A 16,049-nucleotide genomic window follows, 5' to 3' on the forward strand; every position below is an offset into this window, starting at 1 on the left:
AAGTTCCTCTCCGCTGAGAGAGCTGAGCTGTTTTTCGGGCGGTATCATTTGCCGCTCTTGTCATGGTCATGTGCGCTGCACTAAATACCGGCCATGTTGTTTCGCCGTCGCAAGCCTGCGGGATTCAAGGAAAAGATGCGAGAGCTTTTATGGCCCCGCAAAGGTTTCCTTCGCCCGATCCGTTACCTGACAATGCGCATCCTGCGCCTGAGCGCCTCGCCGCACGCGGTTGCGGCTGGCGTCGCCGCGGGTGTCTTCGTCTCGTGGACGCCGTTCATCGGCGTGCATTTCGTCATGGCCTTCGTCATCACCTATTTCCTCTCCGGCAGCATGGTGGCCGCCGCCCTCGGCTGCGCGGCCTTCGGCAATCCGCTGACCTATCCCTTCATCTGGGGCATCACCTGGGAGATCGGACATCTGCTGCTCAGCCGCGAGGATCATCTGGCCGGTCAGACGGTGGATCTGGCCGCGCTTTTCCATAAGCTGAATTTCACCGAGCTGTGGAAGCCGGTGCTGGAACCGATGCTGGTAGGCGCCATTCCGCCGGCGATCGTCACCTCCGTTGCGCTCTATGCGCTGACGTTCTACACCGTGAAGGGTTTTCAGACGCGCCGCCACATACGGCTGATCGAGCGGGCGCGCCTGCGCCTTGCCAGCCCGGCCGGCGACATGCCGAGCGTTTGAACCCGATCGAGAATTCTCAAGCGACGGAAGGTTCCGGCATGATCATCGGCATTGGCAGCGATCTGATCGACATTCGCCGCATCGAGAAATCCATCGAGCGCTTCGGCGAGCGCTTCACCCAACGCTGCTTCACCGAGGTCGAACGCGCGCGTTCCGACCGTCGGGCAAATCGCGCCGAATCCTATGCCAAGCGTTTCGCCGCCAAGGAGGCCTGTTCCAAAGCACTCGGCACCGGTATCGCCCAGGGCGTTTTCTGGAAGGACATGGGCGTCGTCAACCTGCCGAGCGGCAAACCGACCATGGTTTTGTCAGGCGCCGCCGCCCTGATCCTCGAATCGCTGCTGCCCGCAGGCCACAAGCCCGCCATTCATTTGACAATAACCGATGATTATCCCTTGGCGCAGGCCTTCGTCATTATCGAGGCGTTGCCGGAGAACCTTTGATCCGGAGTGTTATCGCGACCCCCGTAAGCCTGTAGTCGCGACCTCTCGTCGCTTTTGACGTTGTCGCCATTGCCGCAATCGGCCGAAGCCGCTAGAGAGAACGACAGAAAGAATTGCGCCTCCGCGGCGTCTTGAAGGAATAAGACTGCGTGTCCGAAAAAGTCGAAGCCAAGCCGAACGCCCTCTGGGAAAATATCAAAGTCATCATCCAGGCGCTGATTTTGGCGATGGTGATCCGAACGGTGCTGTTCCAGCCCTTTACCATTCCGTCCGGTTCGATGATGCCGACGCTGCTCGTCGGCGATTATATCTTCGTCAACAAGTTCGCCTACGGCTATTCGAAATATTCGCTGCCCTTCTCCCCCGACATCTTCAGCGGCCGCCTGTTCGGCGCCGATCCGAAGCGTGGCGACATCGTCGTCTTCCGCTTCCCGCCAAACCCCGAGGTTGATTACATCAAGCGCTGCATCGGCCTGCCGGGCGATCACATCCAGGTGACCGACGGCGTGCTCTACGTCAACGGTAAGCCGGTTCCGAAGGTGGCGGACGGGACCTTCACGTCGGATTACAAGCTCGATCCGGGCGCCGATGTGCCGGTGTTCCGCGAAACGCTCGACAGCGGCAAGACCTACGACACGCTCGATCAGTCTCCGGTGTCGCGGGGTGACAACACCCGTGAATTCATCGTGCCGGAAGGCCATTATTTCATGATGGGCGACAACCGCGACAACTCGCTCGACAGCCGGTTCGACGTCGGCTTCGTGCCTGCCGAAAATCTTGTCGGCCGAGCCAGCGTCATCTTCTTCTCGCTCGGCAACGACACCTCCTTCCGAGAAATCTGGAAGTGGCCGACGAACATGCGTTGGGACCGCCTCTTCAAGGTTGTTGAATGAGCAAGGCGCAGACGCTTTCTGCGGCGGACCGCGCAAAGCTTGAAGGCCTGATCGGTCACGACTTCGCCGAAAAGGAACGCCTCGATCGGGCGCTGACCCATGCCAGCGCCCGCACGGAAAAGGGCGGCAATTACGAACGGCTGGAATTCCTCGGCGACAGGGTCCTCGGGCTCTGCATCGCCGAGCTTCTGTTCCGCACCTTCGGCACGGCAGGCGAAGGCGAGCTCTCGGTTCGCCTCAACCAGCTCGTCAGCGCCGAAACCTGCGCAGCGGTCGCCGACGAACTCAATCTTCACCTCTATATCCGCACCGGCGCCGATGTGAAGAAATTGACCGGCAAGCGCATGATGAACGTGCGCGCCGATGTCGTTGAAAGCCTGATCGCCGCGATCTATCTCGACGGCGGCCTTGAGGTCGCCCGTCGGTTCATACTGCGCTATTGGCAGGGCAGGGCGGCGCGGGCCGATGGCGCCAAGCGCGACGCCAAGACCGAGCTGCAGGAATGGTCGCACGCGAAATTCGGCGTCACTCCGATCTACCGGGTTGATGAACGCAGCGGACCGGATCATGATCCGCGTTTCAAGGTGACGGTGGAAGTTGCTGGCATTAAGCCCGAAACCGGCGTAGAGCGGTCGAAGCGTGCCGCCGAACAGGTTGCGGCGACGAAGATGCTTGAGCGCGAAGGCATTTGGCAGCAATCGCCTGCCGGAAACTGACGGGACAATGACACAAGAAGAAGATATCGCGGCCGAAGCTGCCGCAGAAACCAGTGGTCCGACGCATTCGGGCTTCGTCGCGCTGATCGGGCCGACCAATGCCGGCAAGTCGACGTTGGTAAACCGCCTCGTCGGCGCCAAGGTCTCGATCGTCAGCCATAAGGTGCAGACGACGCGGGCGATCGTGCGCGGCATCGCCATCCACGACAATGCCCAGATCGTCTTCATGGACACGCCTGGTATCTTCAAGCCGCGTCGCCGGCTTGACCGCGCCATGGTGACCTCGGCCTGGGGCGGTGCCAAGGATGCCGATCTGATCGTGCTCTTGATCGACAGCGAGCGCGGTCTGCGCGGCGATGCCGAAGCCATCCTCGAAGGCCTCAAGGAGGTCCGGCAGCCGAAGATACTGTTGCTCAACAAGATCGACCGCGTCAATCGCGAGGATCTCCTGGCGCTGGCCGCTGCCGCCAACGAGAAGATCGCCTTCGAGCGCACCTTCATGATATCGGCCGAAAACGGCTCCGGTTGCGACGACGTCATGGACTATCTGGCGAAGACCCTCCCGGAGGGGCCGTGGTACTATCCGGAAGACCAGATCTCCGATTTGCCGATGCGTCAGCTCGCCGCCGAGATCACCCGCGAAAAACTGTTTCTGCGCCTCCATCAGGAGCTTCCCTATGCCTCGCACGTCGAAACGGAGAAGTGGGAAGAGCGCAAGGACGGCTCGGTGCGGATCGAGCAGGTGATCTATCTCGAGCGCGACAGCCAGAAGAAGATCGCCCTCGGCAAGGGTGGTGAAACCATCAAGGCGATCTCGACTGCCTCCCGCAAGGAACTGTCGGAAATCCTCGAACAGCCGGTCCATCTCTTCCTGTTCGTCAAGGTTCGTGAGAATTGGGGCGATGATCCCGAGCGGTTCCGCGAAATGGGCCTCGATTTCCCGAAATAAAGCATGGCAAAGATTTCATCGGGCACGCGCCAGCCCTTTGTTTTCGCATAAAAAATCTGCCTCGCTCATGGAACAAATCCGTGGCCTGCGCATTCTTTGATGAGCGGCGCGCCAACGTTGGCGCGCCGGTTTTGCGGCGGCAAGGGCAAATATGGCGACGTCGAGACCCATCCATTCTTTCAAGACCCCTTGCGAGCAATGTCCTTTGCGCCCCTTGCCGCATTTCAGGGAGTTCAGCCGCGACGAGTTGGAATTCGTCTCGCGTTTCAAGAGGGGCGAGCTTGCCGTCGATGCCGGCTCCACCATCCTCGTTGAGGGCGCACACAGCGCTCATCTCTTCACGGTGCTTTCCGGCTGGGGCTTCCGCTACAAGATGCTGGAGGACGGGCGCCGCCAGATTCTGAATTATATCATGCCGGGCGACCTGATCGGCCTGCAGGGAACGATCGCCGGCGAGATGCAGCACTCCGTCGAAGCGCTTTCGCCCGTTTCCCTGTGTGTCTTCGAGCGTGACCGGTTGATGACGCTCTACAACAAACATGCCTCGCTCGCCTTCGACATCACCTGGATCGCCGCGCGCGAGGAACGCATCCTGGATGAGCATCTCCTGAGCATCGGCCGCCGCACGGCGCTGGAAAGAGCCGCCTACCTGATCGCTTTCCTGTTCGAGCGCGGCCGGAAGCTCAATATCTTCAACGGCCGCAAATTCATCCCCATCACCCAGCAGCACATTGCCGACACGCTTGGTCTTTCCATCGTCCACACCAACAAGACTCTGAAAAAGCTCGCCGAACGTGGGTTGATTCGCTGGCAGGAGCGCGGCTGCGAGGTGCTGAACGGCGAAGAGTTGATGGCGATCGCCGGTTGGGAAGGGCTCGGAGAGGGCAAACGCCCGTTCATCTAAATTCCATTCTCCGCGTCCCGGGCATGCTCTATCGCTTTGTTTTGGCGTTATTGCGCTCGATTTCGATCGCTTGCTACCATCCACATTTGATGGGCAAACTCTCGCATTTCTGTGAGATCGGTCCGCCTGCGACGACAAAACTGCCGGTAGCCGTCTTGGCTTCGCGCAAATCACAGTCATCCGTCTGAGGACACGATTATTTGTCGACAGACCCCTGGCCAACCAGCTTGGTTATGTCTTTTTTAAATGCAGATTAGCATCAGGGAAAATAAGGTCGGGCATCATCTTTCCTCCGATTTTGATTCTTATCGACCGGGCAGAAAAATGGTTTATTCAGACAAGGTGGCGGAATTCACCGATAGCGTGCCATGCGGGGCACCGGAGGGCAATGATGTTGGCGAAACGGCCGGGGCGCTGCGACAGGCGCTCGACGAGGGGCATCGAATCATGAGCGCAATCCGTGTTCTGGTTCTTGAGGACAGTCTGATAATCGCGATGGAGGCGGAGGATATTCTGCGCCTGGCCGGCGTCGAGAGCATCGATATCGTCGGCAGCGTCGAGCAGGCGAGGGCTGCCATCGCGGCGGAGACATATGATTTCGCCCTTCTCGACGTCAATCTCGGTGACGGCATGAGCTTCGGATTTGCCCGCCATCTTTTCGATATCGGCATCCCCTTCGGCTTCGTCAGTGGCTATTCCGATACGGGCGATTTCCCACCCGACCTGCAGCACATCCCGCTTTTGGTCAAGCCTTTCGACGAAACGGCGATGCGTGACTTCCTGCTGAGGCTTTTCCCGGCTGTCGCCTGACGCGGTCCATGACAGAAACCGGTCCTTGGATTAGGATGGATTCGTCATCCGCAAGGACTTCTTTCGATGCAGTGGCAAGACCATGCGATCATTCTGGGCGTCAAGCGCCACGGTGAGACGAGCGTCATCGCCGAGGTGATGACGCGTGATCGCGGCCGCCATCTCGGCCTGGTGCGTTCCGGCCGCTCGCGCGCCATGCAGCCTGTGCTGCAGGCGGGCAATGCCGTCGAAGTCACCTGGCGCGCTCGGCTTGACGAGCATCTCGGAGATTTCCGCGTCGAGCCGGTGACGCTGCGCGCCGCCCGCCTGATGGAAACGGCGACCGCCGTCTACGGCGTCCAGGCCATGGGCGCGCTGCTGCGGCTGCTGCCGGAGCGTGACCCGCATCCGCATCTCTTCGATGCGCTTGAAGTAATCCTCGATCACCTGCACAACCCGGCCGATGCCGGCGAACTCTTCGTGCGTTTCGAGCTTGCGGTGCTGAATGATCTCGGCTTTGGACTCGATCTTGCCGAATGCGCCGCAACCGGCGCCCGTTCCGATCTCGTCTATGTCTCGCCGAAATCCGGGCGTGCCGTCAGCCGCACGGCCGGTGCCCCCTGGGCGGACAAGATGCTGCTCCTGCCGCCGTTCCTCAGTGCCGAAGGCAATCATGCGGCCGACTTTGATAGTCTCGCAGCAGCATTCCGGCTGACGGGGTTCTTTCTGCATCGCCACGTCTATGAGCCGCGTGGTATCGAGGCGGCGGCGGCCCGCGACGGTTTCGTTCAGGCCGCGCTCAAGGCGCTCAATCCAGCCTTGCGGACGCTTTCCCCTCCGAATGGTATTTCCGCCTGACCTCGTTTTTTACGGGTGCAAAACATCCTCCGGATTTGGCGGTTTACCTGCCGAAGAGCGCTTCCTATGTCTTCACAGGATTGCCAATCAAGGAGGACCTCATGCTGACCAAGACCGCATCACCGACGACGATCACGCTTTGGAACGGCCGCGAAATTCCGCGCCTCGGCATGGGATGCTGGGCGATCGGCGGTCCCTTCTTCGCCGGCGACACGCCACTCGGCTGGGGCGATGTCGACGACGATGAATCCGTCGAAGCGATCCATCGCGCCATCGAACTCGGCATCCGCTTCTTCGACACGGCGTCGAATTACGGCGCCGGCCACTCGGAGGACGTGCTCGGCCGGGCGATCGGCAATCGCGACGATATCGTCATCGCCACCAAATTCGGCTTTGCCACCGATCCGGAAACCAAGCAGGCAACCGGTGCCTTTGCCGATCAGGCCTTCATTCGCCGTTCGGTCGAGACCTCGTTGCGCCGCCTGAAGCGCGACCGCCTCGATCTGCTGCAGTTCCACATCAATGATTTTCCGCTGGAACAGTCGGATGCCGTCTTCGATACGCTGGAGGCGCTGCGGGCCGAAGGCAAGATCGATGCGTTCGGCTGGAGCACCGATTCTCCCGATCGCGCCGCCCGTCATGCCGGCCGCCGGGGCTATGTCTCGATCCAGCATACGATGAACGTCTTCGAGCCGGTGCCGGAGATGATTGCGGTGATCGAGGGGAAGGGGTTGATCTCCATCAATCGCGGCCCGCTGGCCATGGGTCTGCTCACTGGCAAGTTCACCGCCGACAAGGCGGTGGGCGCGAAGGATGTCCGCGGTGCCGCCCTCGACTGGATGGTCTATTTCAAGGACGGGCGCATCGCCCCCGAATTCGCCGCAAGGCTCGATGCCGTCCGTGATCTCCTGACCTCAGGTGGCCGCACGCTGACGCAGGGCGCGCTTGCCTGGCTCTGGGCACGCTCGCCGCGCACGCTCCCCATTCCGGGTTTCCGCACCGTCGCCCAGGTGGAGGAAAATGCCGGCGCACTGGAAAAGGGACCGCTGCCGGCCGATGTCATGGCGGGAATCGATGCCGCGCTTGATCGCGTCTGAAAAGGCTAGAGCCTTTCCGGGTTAGATTGCAGCATTCTGCCGGAGCAGGTTTTCGTCAGGGCAGAGGCGATTGGCGAAGGGCGTACCTCCTGGTACGTTCGAGCCGATCGCCTTTGATCCTGGCGGAAAGATGCCCGGCCCTTCGGGTTGGCTGAAACGGGCCGTCTGATCGACCGGCCGGCTTGGCCGTAGAGCTGGGCTACGACGCGCGCCGGCCGGTCGACCATCCGACTCCGTTTGAGCCAACAGAATGTTTCAATCTAACCCGGAAAGGCTCTAGGCTGCGGCGCGACGTTTGAGCGCCCAGCCTTCCGGTCTCTCTTCAACGATGCTGACGGCGTCGCCGACCGTAATCCTGCCGCTGCCGCGCGGCGTGACGTTCCAGCCGAACAGTGGGCCGGGCACGCGCCGGTCGGCCGACATGCGGATGCGGCCCATGGCCGGCATCGGGTTTGGCCCCTCGCGTGAACCGGTCAGCTGGTCTTGGGTCGTCATGATGCAGCGGGAGCAGGGTTTGACGAGATCGAAGCGGATGCCGGCGATCTCGATTGCCGCCCAGCGGTCCTCCGGCCAGGCCTCGTCCGTATCGATGACGATGTTCGGACGGAAGCGTTCCATGCCGACACTGCCTTCGCCATGGGCGGCGAGATCGGCATTCAATGCCTTCAGCGAGCCGGTTGTCGTCACAAGGATCTGATAGCCGTCGGTGAAGGTGACGGGCGTGCCTTCGCCGGCCCATTCGGCATTCGCCGTTCGCCGCGCCTGGCCATCGAAGAAGACCAGCCGCACCTCGCGGCCGAGCCACTCGGAAAGCTGCCGGTTGCTCTCCGGATCGGCGACGGCGGCACTGACGGCAGATTTCCACACGGTCACATCCATGCGATTTTCAGGCTGAGGCGGCTGAACCGATATGTCAGGCTTTCCCTGCATCAGCAGCCGAAAGGCGTTCGCTTCCGGTCGCACCTCGATACGTGCGAGGTCTGGCAGCTCGCGCTGGGTGATGAAGTGCCCCAGCGCATCGGTGATCATCGCCCGTCGGTCGCCGGGAAGCCCGTAGGCGTCGATGTCGGCGGCCGGCAGCGCAATGCCGCGGGCGCTCTTGAGCGGGTAGATGAAGAGGTCGCTGACACGCATGTTGTGCTCCTAGAGTCTTTCCGGGTTAGATTGCAGCATTCTGCCGGAGCAGGTTTTCGTCAGGGCAAAGGCGATTGGCGACGGGCATACCCTAAGGTACGTCCGAGCCGATCGCCTTTGCTCTGGCGGAAAGATGCCCGGCCCACCGGCCGCACTGCTTCGCCATGCGAAGCAACAGGTGCGTCCGGCGATTCTAAAGTCTTGCAGATTTGCCAGGCAAATCTGCGGGAGGGTTGGCTGAAACGGGCCGTCTGATCGACCGGCCGGCTTGGCCGTAGAACTGGGCTACGACGCGCGCCGGCCGGTCGACCATCCGACTCCGTTTGAGCCAACAGAATGCTGCAATCTAACCCGGAAAGACTCTAGATTTCATCCATGAAGGCCGAGAGGAAGTCGCGCAAGCTCTTGTCGCGCGCGGCCGCCAGCCTGCGGCCGGTCTCGGTCTGGAACCCTTCCGCCAGTTTGAACAGCTTCGTCTGGAAATGGTCAATGGCATAACGCTTGTCATCGAGCGGACGGTCCGCTGCCGGCGGATCGAACGGATCGTAGAGCCCGGATCCTAGTCGCCCGGCGATATAGAAGCAGCGTGCGGCGCCGATCATGCCGATCGCGTCCAGCCGGTCGGCATCTTGCAGGATCTTCGCCTCCAGCGTCTGCGGCGCCACCCCGGCCGAGAAGCTGTGCGCGGTGATTGCATGGGCCGCGGCGTCAATATCCGCTTCGCTCCAGCCGAGTTCCGCCAGGATTGCCGATGCCTTCTCCGCCGCCAAAGCCGATGCTTTTGCCCGCAACGGCGAATTCTTCTCGACGGCGACACAGTCGTGCAGCAGCACGGAAGCGGCAAGAACCCGCCCGTCGCCGCCTTCGCCCGCATGGATGCGCATGGCATTCCTGAAGACGCGCAGGATATGCGCAAGGTCGTGCGAGCCGTCGTCGCCGTCGGTCGCATGGGCAATCAGCGCCGCCGCGAGCGTTTCGTGTGGGGAGAAGGCTTCGGCCTCGAACATTGCGCCACCTGTCATAAGGAAAATCGTTTCCGCCAACAGGGCATCGGGGCGGAAGTGATGCCGGCGGGTAAAGTATGCGACAACGAAGACACCGGGAATCGTAGCCGATTGTGTAGCGGCTTGCCGTGCGAGTCGCAATCGACGGCACTGCCCGTCTGAGAAGACGAGAGCGCCGCAACGCCCTGAATTGGGATCTCAGTGCTTGGCTTGAGGACGATGCGCCACGGCGCCGTTATTTGGCGGCAGGGAGAGAAGATGGGCCACGTCACCTGCAGGTCTTGGCGGGCTGATATGATAGCCCTGGATCTCGTCGCATTCCTCGCGTTCGAGCAGCGCCAACTGCGCTGCGGTCTCGACACCTTCGACCGTGACGCGCATGCCGAGCGCATCGCCGAGCAGGATGATCGCGTGCATGATCGCATGCGCTTCCTTGTTGTCGACGATGTCGTTGACGAAGGATTTGTCGATCTTGATCTTATCGAAGGGGAAGCTCGAGAGGTAACTCAGTGAGGAATAGCCGGTGCCGAAATCGTCCATCGAGATGCGGATGCCGCGCTCCTTCAGCGCATGCAGGATCGGCAGCACCTCGCCCAGATTTTCCATCAGCACGCTCTCGGTGATTTCGAGCTCTAGCCGCGACGGCGACAGCGATGCAGCGCCAAGCGCCTCGCTGACATCCTGCGTCAGGTCGCTGCTGCTGAACTGGATCGCCGAGACATTGACGGCGACCTTGATGCCCTCCGGCCATTGCGCCGCATCGCTGCAGGCCTGGCGCAAAACCCATCGGCCGATATCGACGACGAGGCCGACCTCTTCGGCAAGCGGAATGAAATCCATCGGCGGAACGCGGCCTCGGACGGGGTGGTTCCAGCGGATCAGAGCTTCGAAGCCGCAGACGCGCCGCTGCGAGAGATCATAGAGCGGCTGGTAGTGCAGCTCGAATTCCTCGTTCTCAACGGCGGCTTTGAGGTCTGCCTCAAGCGCGTGGCGCAGCTGCATCTGCGCTTCCATCTCGCCGGTAAAGAAGCGCTCGCGCTTGCGCCCATCTGCCTTGGCATGTGACAGCGCCACGCCGGCGTTCCTCAACAGGATGTCGGTTTCCTCCCCATCATCAGGGGCGACTGCGATGCCCATGGAGACGCTGAGTTCCACCTGTTTTTCGCCGTGGAAGAACGGTGCGGAAAGCTCTTGGCGGATCTGCTCTGCAAGCGCCGTCACGTTCCACGGCTGCTGCTTGCCCGTCTGCAGGATGGCAAATTCGTCCGAACCGAGGCGCGCCAGGGTGTTCTCCGAACCGGCCGAGATTCGGATACGCGCGGCGACCTGCTGCAGGATCGTGTCGCCGGCCGAAACGCCCATCGTGTTGTTGATCGATTTGAACCCGTCGAGATTGAGGTGGACGAGGGCTATCTGCTCATCCGGCTTGCGCTCGGTGAGCGTCGCATCGACCTGCTCGCGGAAATGGATGCGGTTCGGAAGGCCGGTCAGCGGGTCGTGGTGGGCGAGATAGGTGATGCGCTCGGCCGCCCTTCGATCCTCGGTAATATCGGCATGTATGGCGATGTTGCTGCCGTCGGCAAGAATGGTCACCATGCTCTGAATGATGCGGCCATCGTCCATCACCCATTCGCGCCGGCGGATGCTGCCGGTTCTTGCGGTTGCGGAGGAATGTCGCCCGCTCCGCCGGCCGGGCTTGGCCCCGGCGCTCTCTGTACCGCGCATTTTGGCCGTGAGATCGGCGATTGCCGCGCCGGCAGTGACATCTTCCTGCGTCAGGCCGAAGAGTTGACGGAAGCGGATGTTGGAAAGCGTCAGCCGCTGGTCGGCGTCGAAGACGCTGAGACCGAGCGGCAGATTGTTGAGAATGATTTCGAAGAGCTTTGTCTGTCCGTCGAATGCCTGGCTGAGGGCGGAAATATTGCCTCGCAGCGCATGGTTTTCCCTGAGCAGCGTCTCCGCGCTTCTTTCGATTTCGTCATAATCGCTTTCATGGACGCGATAGGTCGCGATCACAAGTTCCATCAGTCGCTGCGCATCGATCGATCCATCGGCGGCGACGGCCTGGCTACATTGCTGCCAGAAGAGCGCTTCAGCTTTCATGCCGATACATCTTGCGAGACGGCTGCGACGGCATGGTCGTCTTCATTGATGAACGTACCTCATTGCGTTGGGAAACCTCTAAAATTGATTTTTTATAAGCTGAACGCCTGGGTGGTGCCTTGTGACGCCCATTTTGTACGGGCCGGATTAATATTCGGTTGCAGTGCAGCAGCGGCGTTGACGCGATAGACGTTTGTTTTTTATGTGAAAAATCGCTGAAATACGGAGAAAATCGGCCCGTTGACGCTGGCGGAAGCCTGTACCGAGGCGTTCCGTTAACGTTTGTCAATCATCGTTAATGAGAAGTTAACAACTTATTGACGCACTGCGCAAATCAGTTTAACCACCGAGTCAACAGTGATTTTCCACCTTCGTATTGCGTACAAACACCACCGGCAAAAGGCGGTGAATGGAGGTTTGTATGACCAGCACCACATCCGTTTCAGACACCTCATATGCATATCTGGCGACGCTTTCGCGGCTCGATGCCAATGGCGATGGCGTACTCAGCCGCGGCGAACGTGCCGCCGACAAGAAGCCCGGCATCATCAAGGAGCTCCTCGAAGAGGACAAGGCCAGCGAGACGCAGCCGAAGTTTTCCGGCAGCCTGATTGCGCTGATGATGGACACGCGTGACAGTGGCACGGCAAGCAGCATCGCCGTTTCCTATCCGTTGCAGCAGACCGCGCCGACAACGGGCGATCAGCCCGAGGATCTCTACCGCAAGACCTACGGCCAGTTCGATTTCGACGCCGTCGCCTGAACGGCATCCCGATCCAGGTGATCTGCAAGCCGGCCGTTTGGCCGGCTTTTCTCGTCCCGTCTTCTTCGTTCGATCTTCCTCGGTCAGGAACACCTTCCGGTTTGACACGTTCAGGAGGACAACCGAATGGAAGGAGATCTCCATGAAAGCCATGCGCACCATCGCCGCTCTGAGCCTGCTTGCGGTCGCATTGCCGGCGGCGGCTCAGGACAAGCAGACGGCGGTCGCCAATTTCGTCGGCAAGGACGGCAAGGAAGACGGCCGCGCCCAGCTGACGGCCGCCGCCACTGGCGGTGTGCTGATCGAAGTCGAGATATCGGGGCTGCCGGCGAACAAATGGGTGGCCTTCCATGTTCATGAGACCGGCCGATGCGACGCCGCGACCCATCACGAGTCGGCAGGCGGCCACTTCAACCCTGGCAAGGCCGAGCACGGCATCCTTGCCGCCAAGGGGCCGCACGCCGGTGATATGCCCAATCAATATGTCGGGCAGGACGGGGTGCTCCGGGCGCAGATCTTCGACAGCATGGTCACGCTCGACGACAAGACCGACGGCATTCGCGGCCGCGCCTTGATGGTGCATGCCAATTCCGATGATTATCGCAGCCAGCCCTCGGGGGATGCCGGGGAAAGACTGTCCTGCGGCGTCATCCAATAATCCACGGGGCAACTCCTTGATCGGATCGATTCAAGGGCAAAATTATGCACAAATTCAAGGTGTTACATCGTTATTTGCACGTCTTGAACGACAAGGCGCGCTGTAACCTTTCATTGCCGTGTCGCCGCCTGCTTTTCGGCCGCCGTCCTGCCGTTGGACTTCTTTGTCGGTGTTGCGTCTGAGGTATCCGACAGCGTGGCCGGACGACCCTTCTCGTCGAAGGCGAGTTTCACGCGCTTCACCATGTCACGGCTGAGCGACCACCAGTCGCCGGTCTTTGCCCAGTAGCGCAGCGTTACGAAGATCGCGCCGTCAGCGATGCTGTCGATAAAGACGCTGGGAGCCGGTGATGGCAGCACCCGCGAATCGGCTTTGGCGAGGCCCATCAGCGTCCCCATCGCCAGATCGATATCATCCTCATAGGCGACCTTGATCTTCACATCGTTCTGCCGCGTGGGCTCGCGGCTGAAATTGGTAATCGGCGTGTTCCAGAGCGTCGAATTCGGCGCCAATCGGTAGAGCCCGTCGCCGGTCCTGAGTTCGGTCGCAAACAATCCGATTTCGCGCACCGTGCCGGCCACGCTGCTGGTTTCGATATATTCCCCGACGCGAAACGGCCTGAGGATCAACAGCATGATGCCGGCAGCGATATTCTGCAGCGTCCCTTGCAGCGCCAGTCCGATCGCGAGACCGGCTGCGCCGAGTGCCGCGATGATCGAGGCGGTCTGGACGCCGAACTGGCCGAGGACGGTGATGAACACCAGGATGAGCAGCGCATAGCGCAGCACGTTGGTGAAGAATCGCGCCAACGTCTCGTCGATGCCACGGACACGCGACAGGCCTTCATAAGCCCAGCGGCTGGTAAAGCCGGCAAGCGCCCAGCCAAGAACAAGCAGGATCACCGCGCCGAGGACGGAGAAGGAATACTGCACCGCCAGCGCGCTTGCCTGGCTGAGTGCGGTTTGCGTGGCGAGGAGGACATCGGCTGCCTGTTGTTCCATGATCTGGCCCTGTCGTTGTGCTTGGTCGGGGGCTAGATGGAGCGGCTGGCGGCAGCGTCAACCGCAGGCGGTGTCCCGGATATCAAGCACGAAGGGCGCATTGCCGTCGGCATCGGCACCGCGGCCGATCGCCCGCACCGCCGCGACCAACCGGCCGCCGCGGTCAAGCAGCGCGTCACCGATCTCGACCAGCCGGGTATTCGGTGTTGCGAAAGGCGAGGCGGCCCGCAGCCGGCGGGCAAGCGTTCCCTCGCTCTGATCCGGTGCCAGCGACAGGGCGGCGATCAGGGCTGCGGCCGGCGATCGCGACACGCCCATCCAGCAATGGATGAGCAGCGGCGTCTCCTGCCGCCACGAGGCGGCAAAGTCGATAATCCCGCGCACATGCGTCTCGTCAGGCGCTACGAGATTGCCGGTGCCCTTGAAGGCGATGTCGTTCATACCGAGCGTCAGATGGCGATCGGCCGCGATCACGCCCGGCCGGTGAAAGGCCTGCTCCTTGGCAATCAGGCTGATCATGTCGCGCGCCTTGTGGCGCACCGCCATTTCCGCGATGCGGGCCAGCGGCGAGACGACGATGAAGCTCACGATACCGTCTCCCGCTCGGCGTCGATCGCCGCGAAACGCTCGCAGAACAACCGCTGCGCTTCGATCGCCGGCAAGGGCTCGATCATCAGCATGTCCTTGCTGATGCCGCGTGGCTGGCCGAAGAATTTCTGCGCCTCGGCGGGCGTGAAGCCGGCAAGCACCGTCGCTTCGAAATAGGCGGCGATCGCGTCGGCCTTCTTGATCCGGTCCTTGAGGTCGCGCGAGGGGTGCGGTGGCAGGCCGAAGCGCAGGTGCACGGCGGCCTCCAATCGCTTTTCCACCGTCTTGTAGCCGCCGCCGACCACCGATTTGAACGGCGATATCATATCGCCGATCACATATTCGGGTGCATCATGCAACAGCGCCATCAGGCACTCCTGCGGCCGCGCGTCGTTGAAGCGGCGGAAAATATCCTCGACGACGAGACTGTGCTGGGCCACCGAAAAAGCATGATCGCCCGAGGTCTGGCCGTTCCAGCGGGCAACGCGCGCAAGCCCATGGGCGATGTCGGCGAGTTCGACGTCGAGCGGCGAGGGGTCGAGCAGGTCGAGCCTGCGCCCGGACAGCATGCGTTGCCAGGCGCGCGGAGTTTTCGCCGTTGTCACGCGCTGGCCTCGTCGGCGCTGGCGGGAAAGACAAGGCCGGACCATGCCGGCAGGACGAGGGAAACAGGCGTTTCGCCGGCGAGCAGCGGCGTGCCTGCCGCCATCGCGGCGCCGGCGCGGTCGATGCGCACGATCGCAAGCCCATGGCCGCCTTCGACGGAGCCGAGCGTTCCCACGGGCTTGCCGGCGGCGGTGATCTCCGTCCCGGTCTCCGGCAAGGCTGTTGCGGCGGACACCGTGACGACGCGCCGGCGCGCGGTGCCGCGGTGCTGCATCCGCGAGACGACCTCCTGGCCGACATAGCAGCCTTTCCGGAAGGAGAGGCCGCCGTTGAAATCCATCAGCACGTCATGCGGGAAGGCGTCCTGCAAGGCGAAGTCCGATCCCGATGTAACGATGCCGTGGCTGATGCGCAGCGCGTCGTAGAGCGCTTCCTGGCCGTCGCCATGTTTGCCGGGACGTCGGATCAGCGTGACGCCGGCCTTGGCAAAGCGGCTATCCCGGACGCCTTGGCTGTCTCGGACGCCTTGGCTGCCGTCGGCGTCCTCATCCCAGGAAACGGTGACGCCCTCTTCGGCACTCGGCGCAAGTGTGACGGCGGCGCGCAGCTTGTACATGGTCAGCCTCTTCAGCAGGGCGTCGCGCTGGCCGGCATCGGTTTCGATCCTGTAGCCGTCGCCGTCCTGCCAGATCATGAAGTCGAACAGGATCTTGCCCTGCGGTGTCAGCAGTGCCCCGGGCCGCGCCTCGTCGGCGCCGAGCGAGGTGATATCGGTGGTGATCAGGTTCTGCAGGAAGGATTGGGCTTCCGCACCGCTGACGAGAAGCAATGAGCGGTCTTTCAGGAATACGGCTGGCAT

General features: G+C 61.7%; 18 protein-coding genes. 11 read left to right on the top strand and 7 right to left on the bottom strand.

Annotated features, from left to right (window positions below):
- Nucleotides 1–93: 93 nt before the first annotated feature.
- The 9 genes from FHT75_RS21525 to FHT75_RS21565 all read left to right on the top strand — a co-directional run bounded on the left by FHT75_RS21525 (nucleotide 94) and on the right by FHT75_RS21565 (nucleotide 7,333).
- Nucleotides 94–684, top strand: a complete 591-nt coding sequence (locus tag FHT75_RS21525; RefSeq protein WP_028759157.1) for a DUF2062 domain-containing protein — start codon at nucleotides 94–96, stop codon at nucleotides 682–684.
- A gap of 38 nt (nucleotides 685–722) precedes the next feature.
- Nucleotides 723–1,127, top strand: coding sequence for a holo-ACP synthase (gene acpS, locus FHT75_RS21530; RefSeq protein WP_063474237.1), 405 nt, complete (start codon nucleotides 723–725; stop codon nucleotides 1,125–1,127).
- 149 nt (nucleotides 1,128–1,276) lie between these two features.
- A complete protein-coding gene (gene lepB, locus FHT75_RS21535) occupies nucleotides 1,277–2,020 on the top strand; it encodes a signal peptidase I (RefSeq protein WP_028759159.1) in 744 nt (247 codons plus the stop codon).
- On the top strand, nucleotides 2,017–2,736 hold the full coding sequence (gene rnc / locus FHT75_RS21540; protein WP_047616253.1) for a ribonuclease III: 720 nt from the start codon (nucleotides 2,017–2,019) through the stop codon (nucleotides 2,734–2,736). The genes lepB and rnc overlap by 4 nt, the downstream gene beginning before the upstream one ends.
- A gap of 7 nt (nucleotides 2,737–2,743) precedes the next feature.
- Nucleotides 2,744–3,685, top strand: coding sequence for a GTPase Era (era, locus tag FHT75_RS21545; protein ID WP_047616255.1), 942 nt, complete (start codon nucleotides 2,744–2,746; stop codon nucleotides 3,683–3,685).
- A 151-nt stretch (nucleotides 3,686–3,836) separates the two neighbouring features.
- Nucleotides 3,837–4,589, top strand: coding sequence for a Crp/Fnr family transcriptional regulator (locus FHT75_RS21550; RefSeq protein ID WP_047616257.1), 753 nt, complete (start codon nucleotides 3,837–3,839; stop codon nucleotides 4,587–4,589).
- Between the two features lie 324 nt (nucleotides 4,590–4,913).
- Nucleotides 4,914–5,399 carry a response regulator gene (locus tag FHT75_RS21555; RefSeq protein WP_063474238.1) on the top strand — a complete coding sequence of 162 codons (486 nt, stop codon included), beginning with the start codon at nucleotides 4,914–4,916 and terminating at the stop codon, nucleotides 5,397–5,399.
- 66 nt (nucleotides 5,400–5,465) lie between these two features.
- Nucleotides 5,466–6,236 carry a DNA repair protein RecO gene (recO, locus tag FHT75_RS21560; RefSeq protein WP_047616261.1) on the top strand — a complete coding sequence of 257 codons (771 nt, stop codon included), beginning with the start codon at nucleotides 5,466–5,468 and terminating at the stop codon, nucleotides 6,234–6,236.
- A gap of 101 nt (nucleotides 6,237–6,337) precedes the next feature.
- Nucleotides 6,338–7,333, top strand: a complete 996-nt coding sequence (locus tag FHT75_RS21565) for an aldo/keto reductase (RefSeq protein ID WP_063474330.1) — start codon at nucleotides 6,338–6,340, stop codon at nucleotides 7,331–7,333.
- 276 nt (nucleotides 7,334–7,609) lie between these two features.
- On the opposite strand, the gene FHT75_RS21570 is transcribed toward FHT75_RS21565, so the two are convergent.
- The 3 genes from FHT75_RS21570 to FHT75_RS21580 form a co-directional block, all read right to left on the bottom strand.
- Nucleotides 7,610–8,467: an MOSC domain-containing protein gene (locus FHT75_RS21570; protein ID WP_063474239.1), complete on the bottom strand. Its 858-nt coding sequence runs from the start codon at nucleotides 8,465–8,467 to the stop codon at nucleotides 7,610–7,612.
- Nucleotides 8,468–8,829: 362 nt separating this feature from the next.
- The gene (locus FHT75_RS21575) at nucleotides 8,830–9,489 is read right to left on the bottom strand and encodes an HD domain-containing protein (protein WP_176707348.1); all 660 of its coding nucleotides are present in this window, start codon (nucleotides 9,487–9,489) and stop codon (nucleotides 8,830–8,832) included.
- Between the two features lie 180 nt (nucleotides 9,490–9,669).
- Nucleotides 9,670–11,574, bottom strand: a complete 1,905-nt coding sequence (locus tag FHT75_RS21580; protein ID WP_063474241.1) for a putative bifunctional diguanylate cyclase/phosphodiesterase — start codon at nucleotides 11,572–11,574, stop codon at nucleotides 9,670–9,672.
- Nucleotides 11,575–11,983: 409 nt separating this feature from the next.
- Here FHT75_RS21580 and FHT75_RS21585 point away from each other — a divergent pair, with 409 nt between their 5' ends.
- Together FHT75_RS21585 and FHT75_RS21590 are read left to right on the top strand one after the other, a co-directional pair.
- Nucleotides 11,984–12,337, top strand: a complete 354-nt coding sequence (locus FHT75_RS21585) for a hypothetical protein (RefSeq protein WP_174824458.1) — start codon at nucleotides 11,984–11,986, stop codon at nucleotides 12,335–12,337.
- Between the two features lie 142 nt (nucleotides 12,338–12,479).
- Entirely contained in the window at nucleotides 12,480–12,995 is a 516-nt protein-coding gene (locus tag FHT75_RS21590; RefSeq protein ID WP_063474242.1) for a superoxide dismutase family protein, read from the top strand.
- Nucleotides 12,996–13,105: 110 nt separating this feature from the next.
- Here FHT75_RS21590 and FHT75_RS21595 read toward each other — a convergent pair whose 3' ends face one another.
- The 4 genes from FHT75_RS21595 to FHT75_RS21610 are packed head-to-tail and all read right to left on the bottom strand — an operon-like array spanning nucleotide 13,106 to nucleotide 16,049.
- Nucleotides 13,106–13,996, bottom strand: a complete 891-nt coding sequence (locus FHT75_RS21595; RefSeq protein WP_063474243.1) for a mechanosensitive ion channel family protein — start codon at nucleotides 13,994–13,996, stop codon at nucleotides 13,106–13,108.
- A 57-nt stretch (nucleotides 13,997–14,053) separates the two neighbouring features.
- The gene (locus tag FHT75_RS21600) at nucleotides 14,054–14,584 is read right to left on the bottom strand and encodes a tyrosine phosphatase family protein (RefSeq protein WP_063474244.1); all 531 of its coding nucleotides are present in this window, start codon (nucleotides 14,582–14,584) and stop codon (nucleotides 14,054–14,056) included.
- A complete protein-coding gene (locus FHT75_RS21605) occupies nucleotides 14,581–15,189 on the bottom strand; it encodes a YfbR-like 5'-deoxynucleotidase (protein WP_047616273.1) in 609 nt (202 codons plus the stop codon). The genes FHT75_RS21600 and FHT75_RS21605 overlap by 4 nt, the downstream gene beginning before the upstream one ends.
- The gene (locus FHT75_RS21610) at nucleotides 15,186–16,049 is read right to left on the bottom strand and encodes a YgfZ/GcvT domain-containing protein (RefSeq protein WP_063474331.1); all 864 of its coding nucleotides are present in this window, start codon (nucleotides 16,047–16,049) and stop codon (nucleotides 15,186–15,188) included. The genes FHT75_RS21605 and FHT75_RS21610 overlap by 4 nt, the downstream gene beginning before the upstream one ends.

The sequence above is a fragment of the Rhizobium sp. BK112 genome (assembly GCF_014193215.1).
In the GTDB taxonomy this organism is placed as follows: domain Bacteria; phylum Pseudomonadota; class Alphaproteobacteria; order Rhizobiales; family Rhizobiaceae; genus Rhizobium; species Rhizobium anhuiense.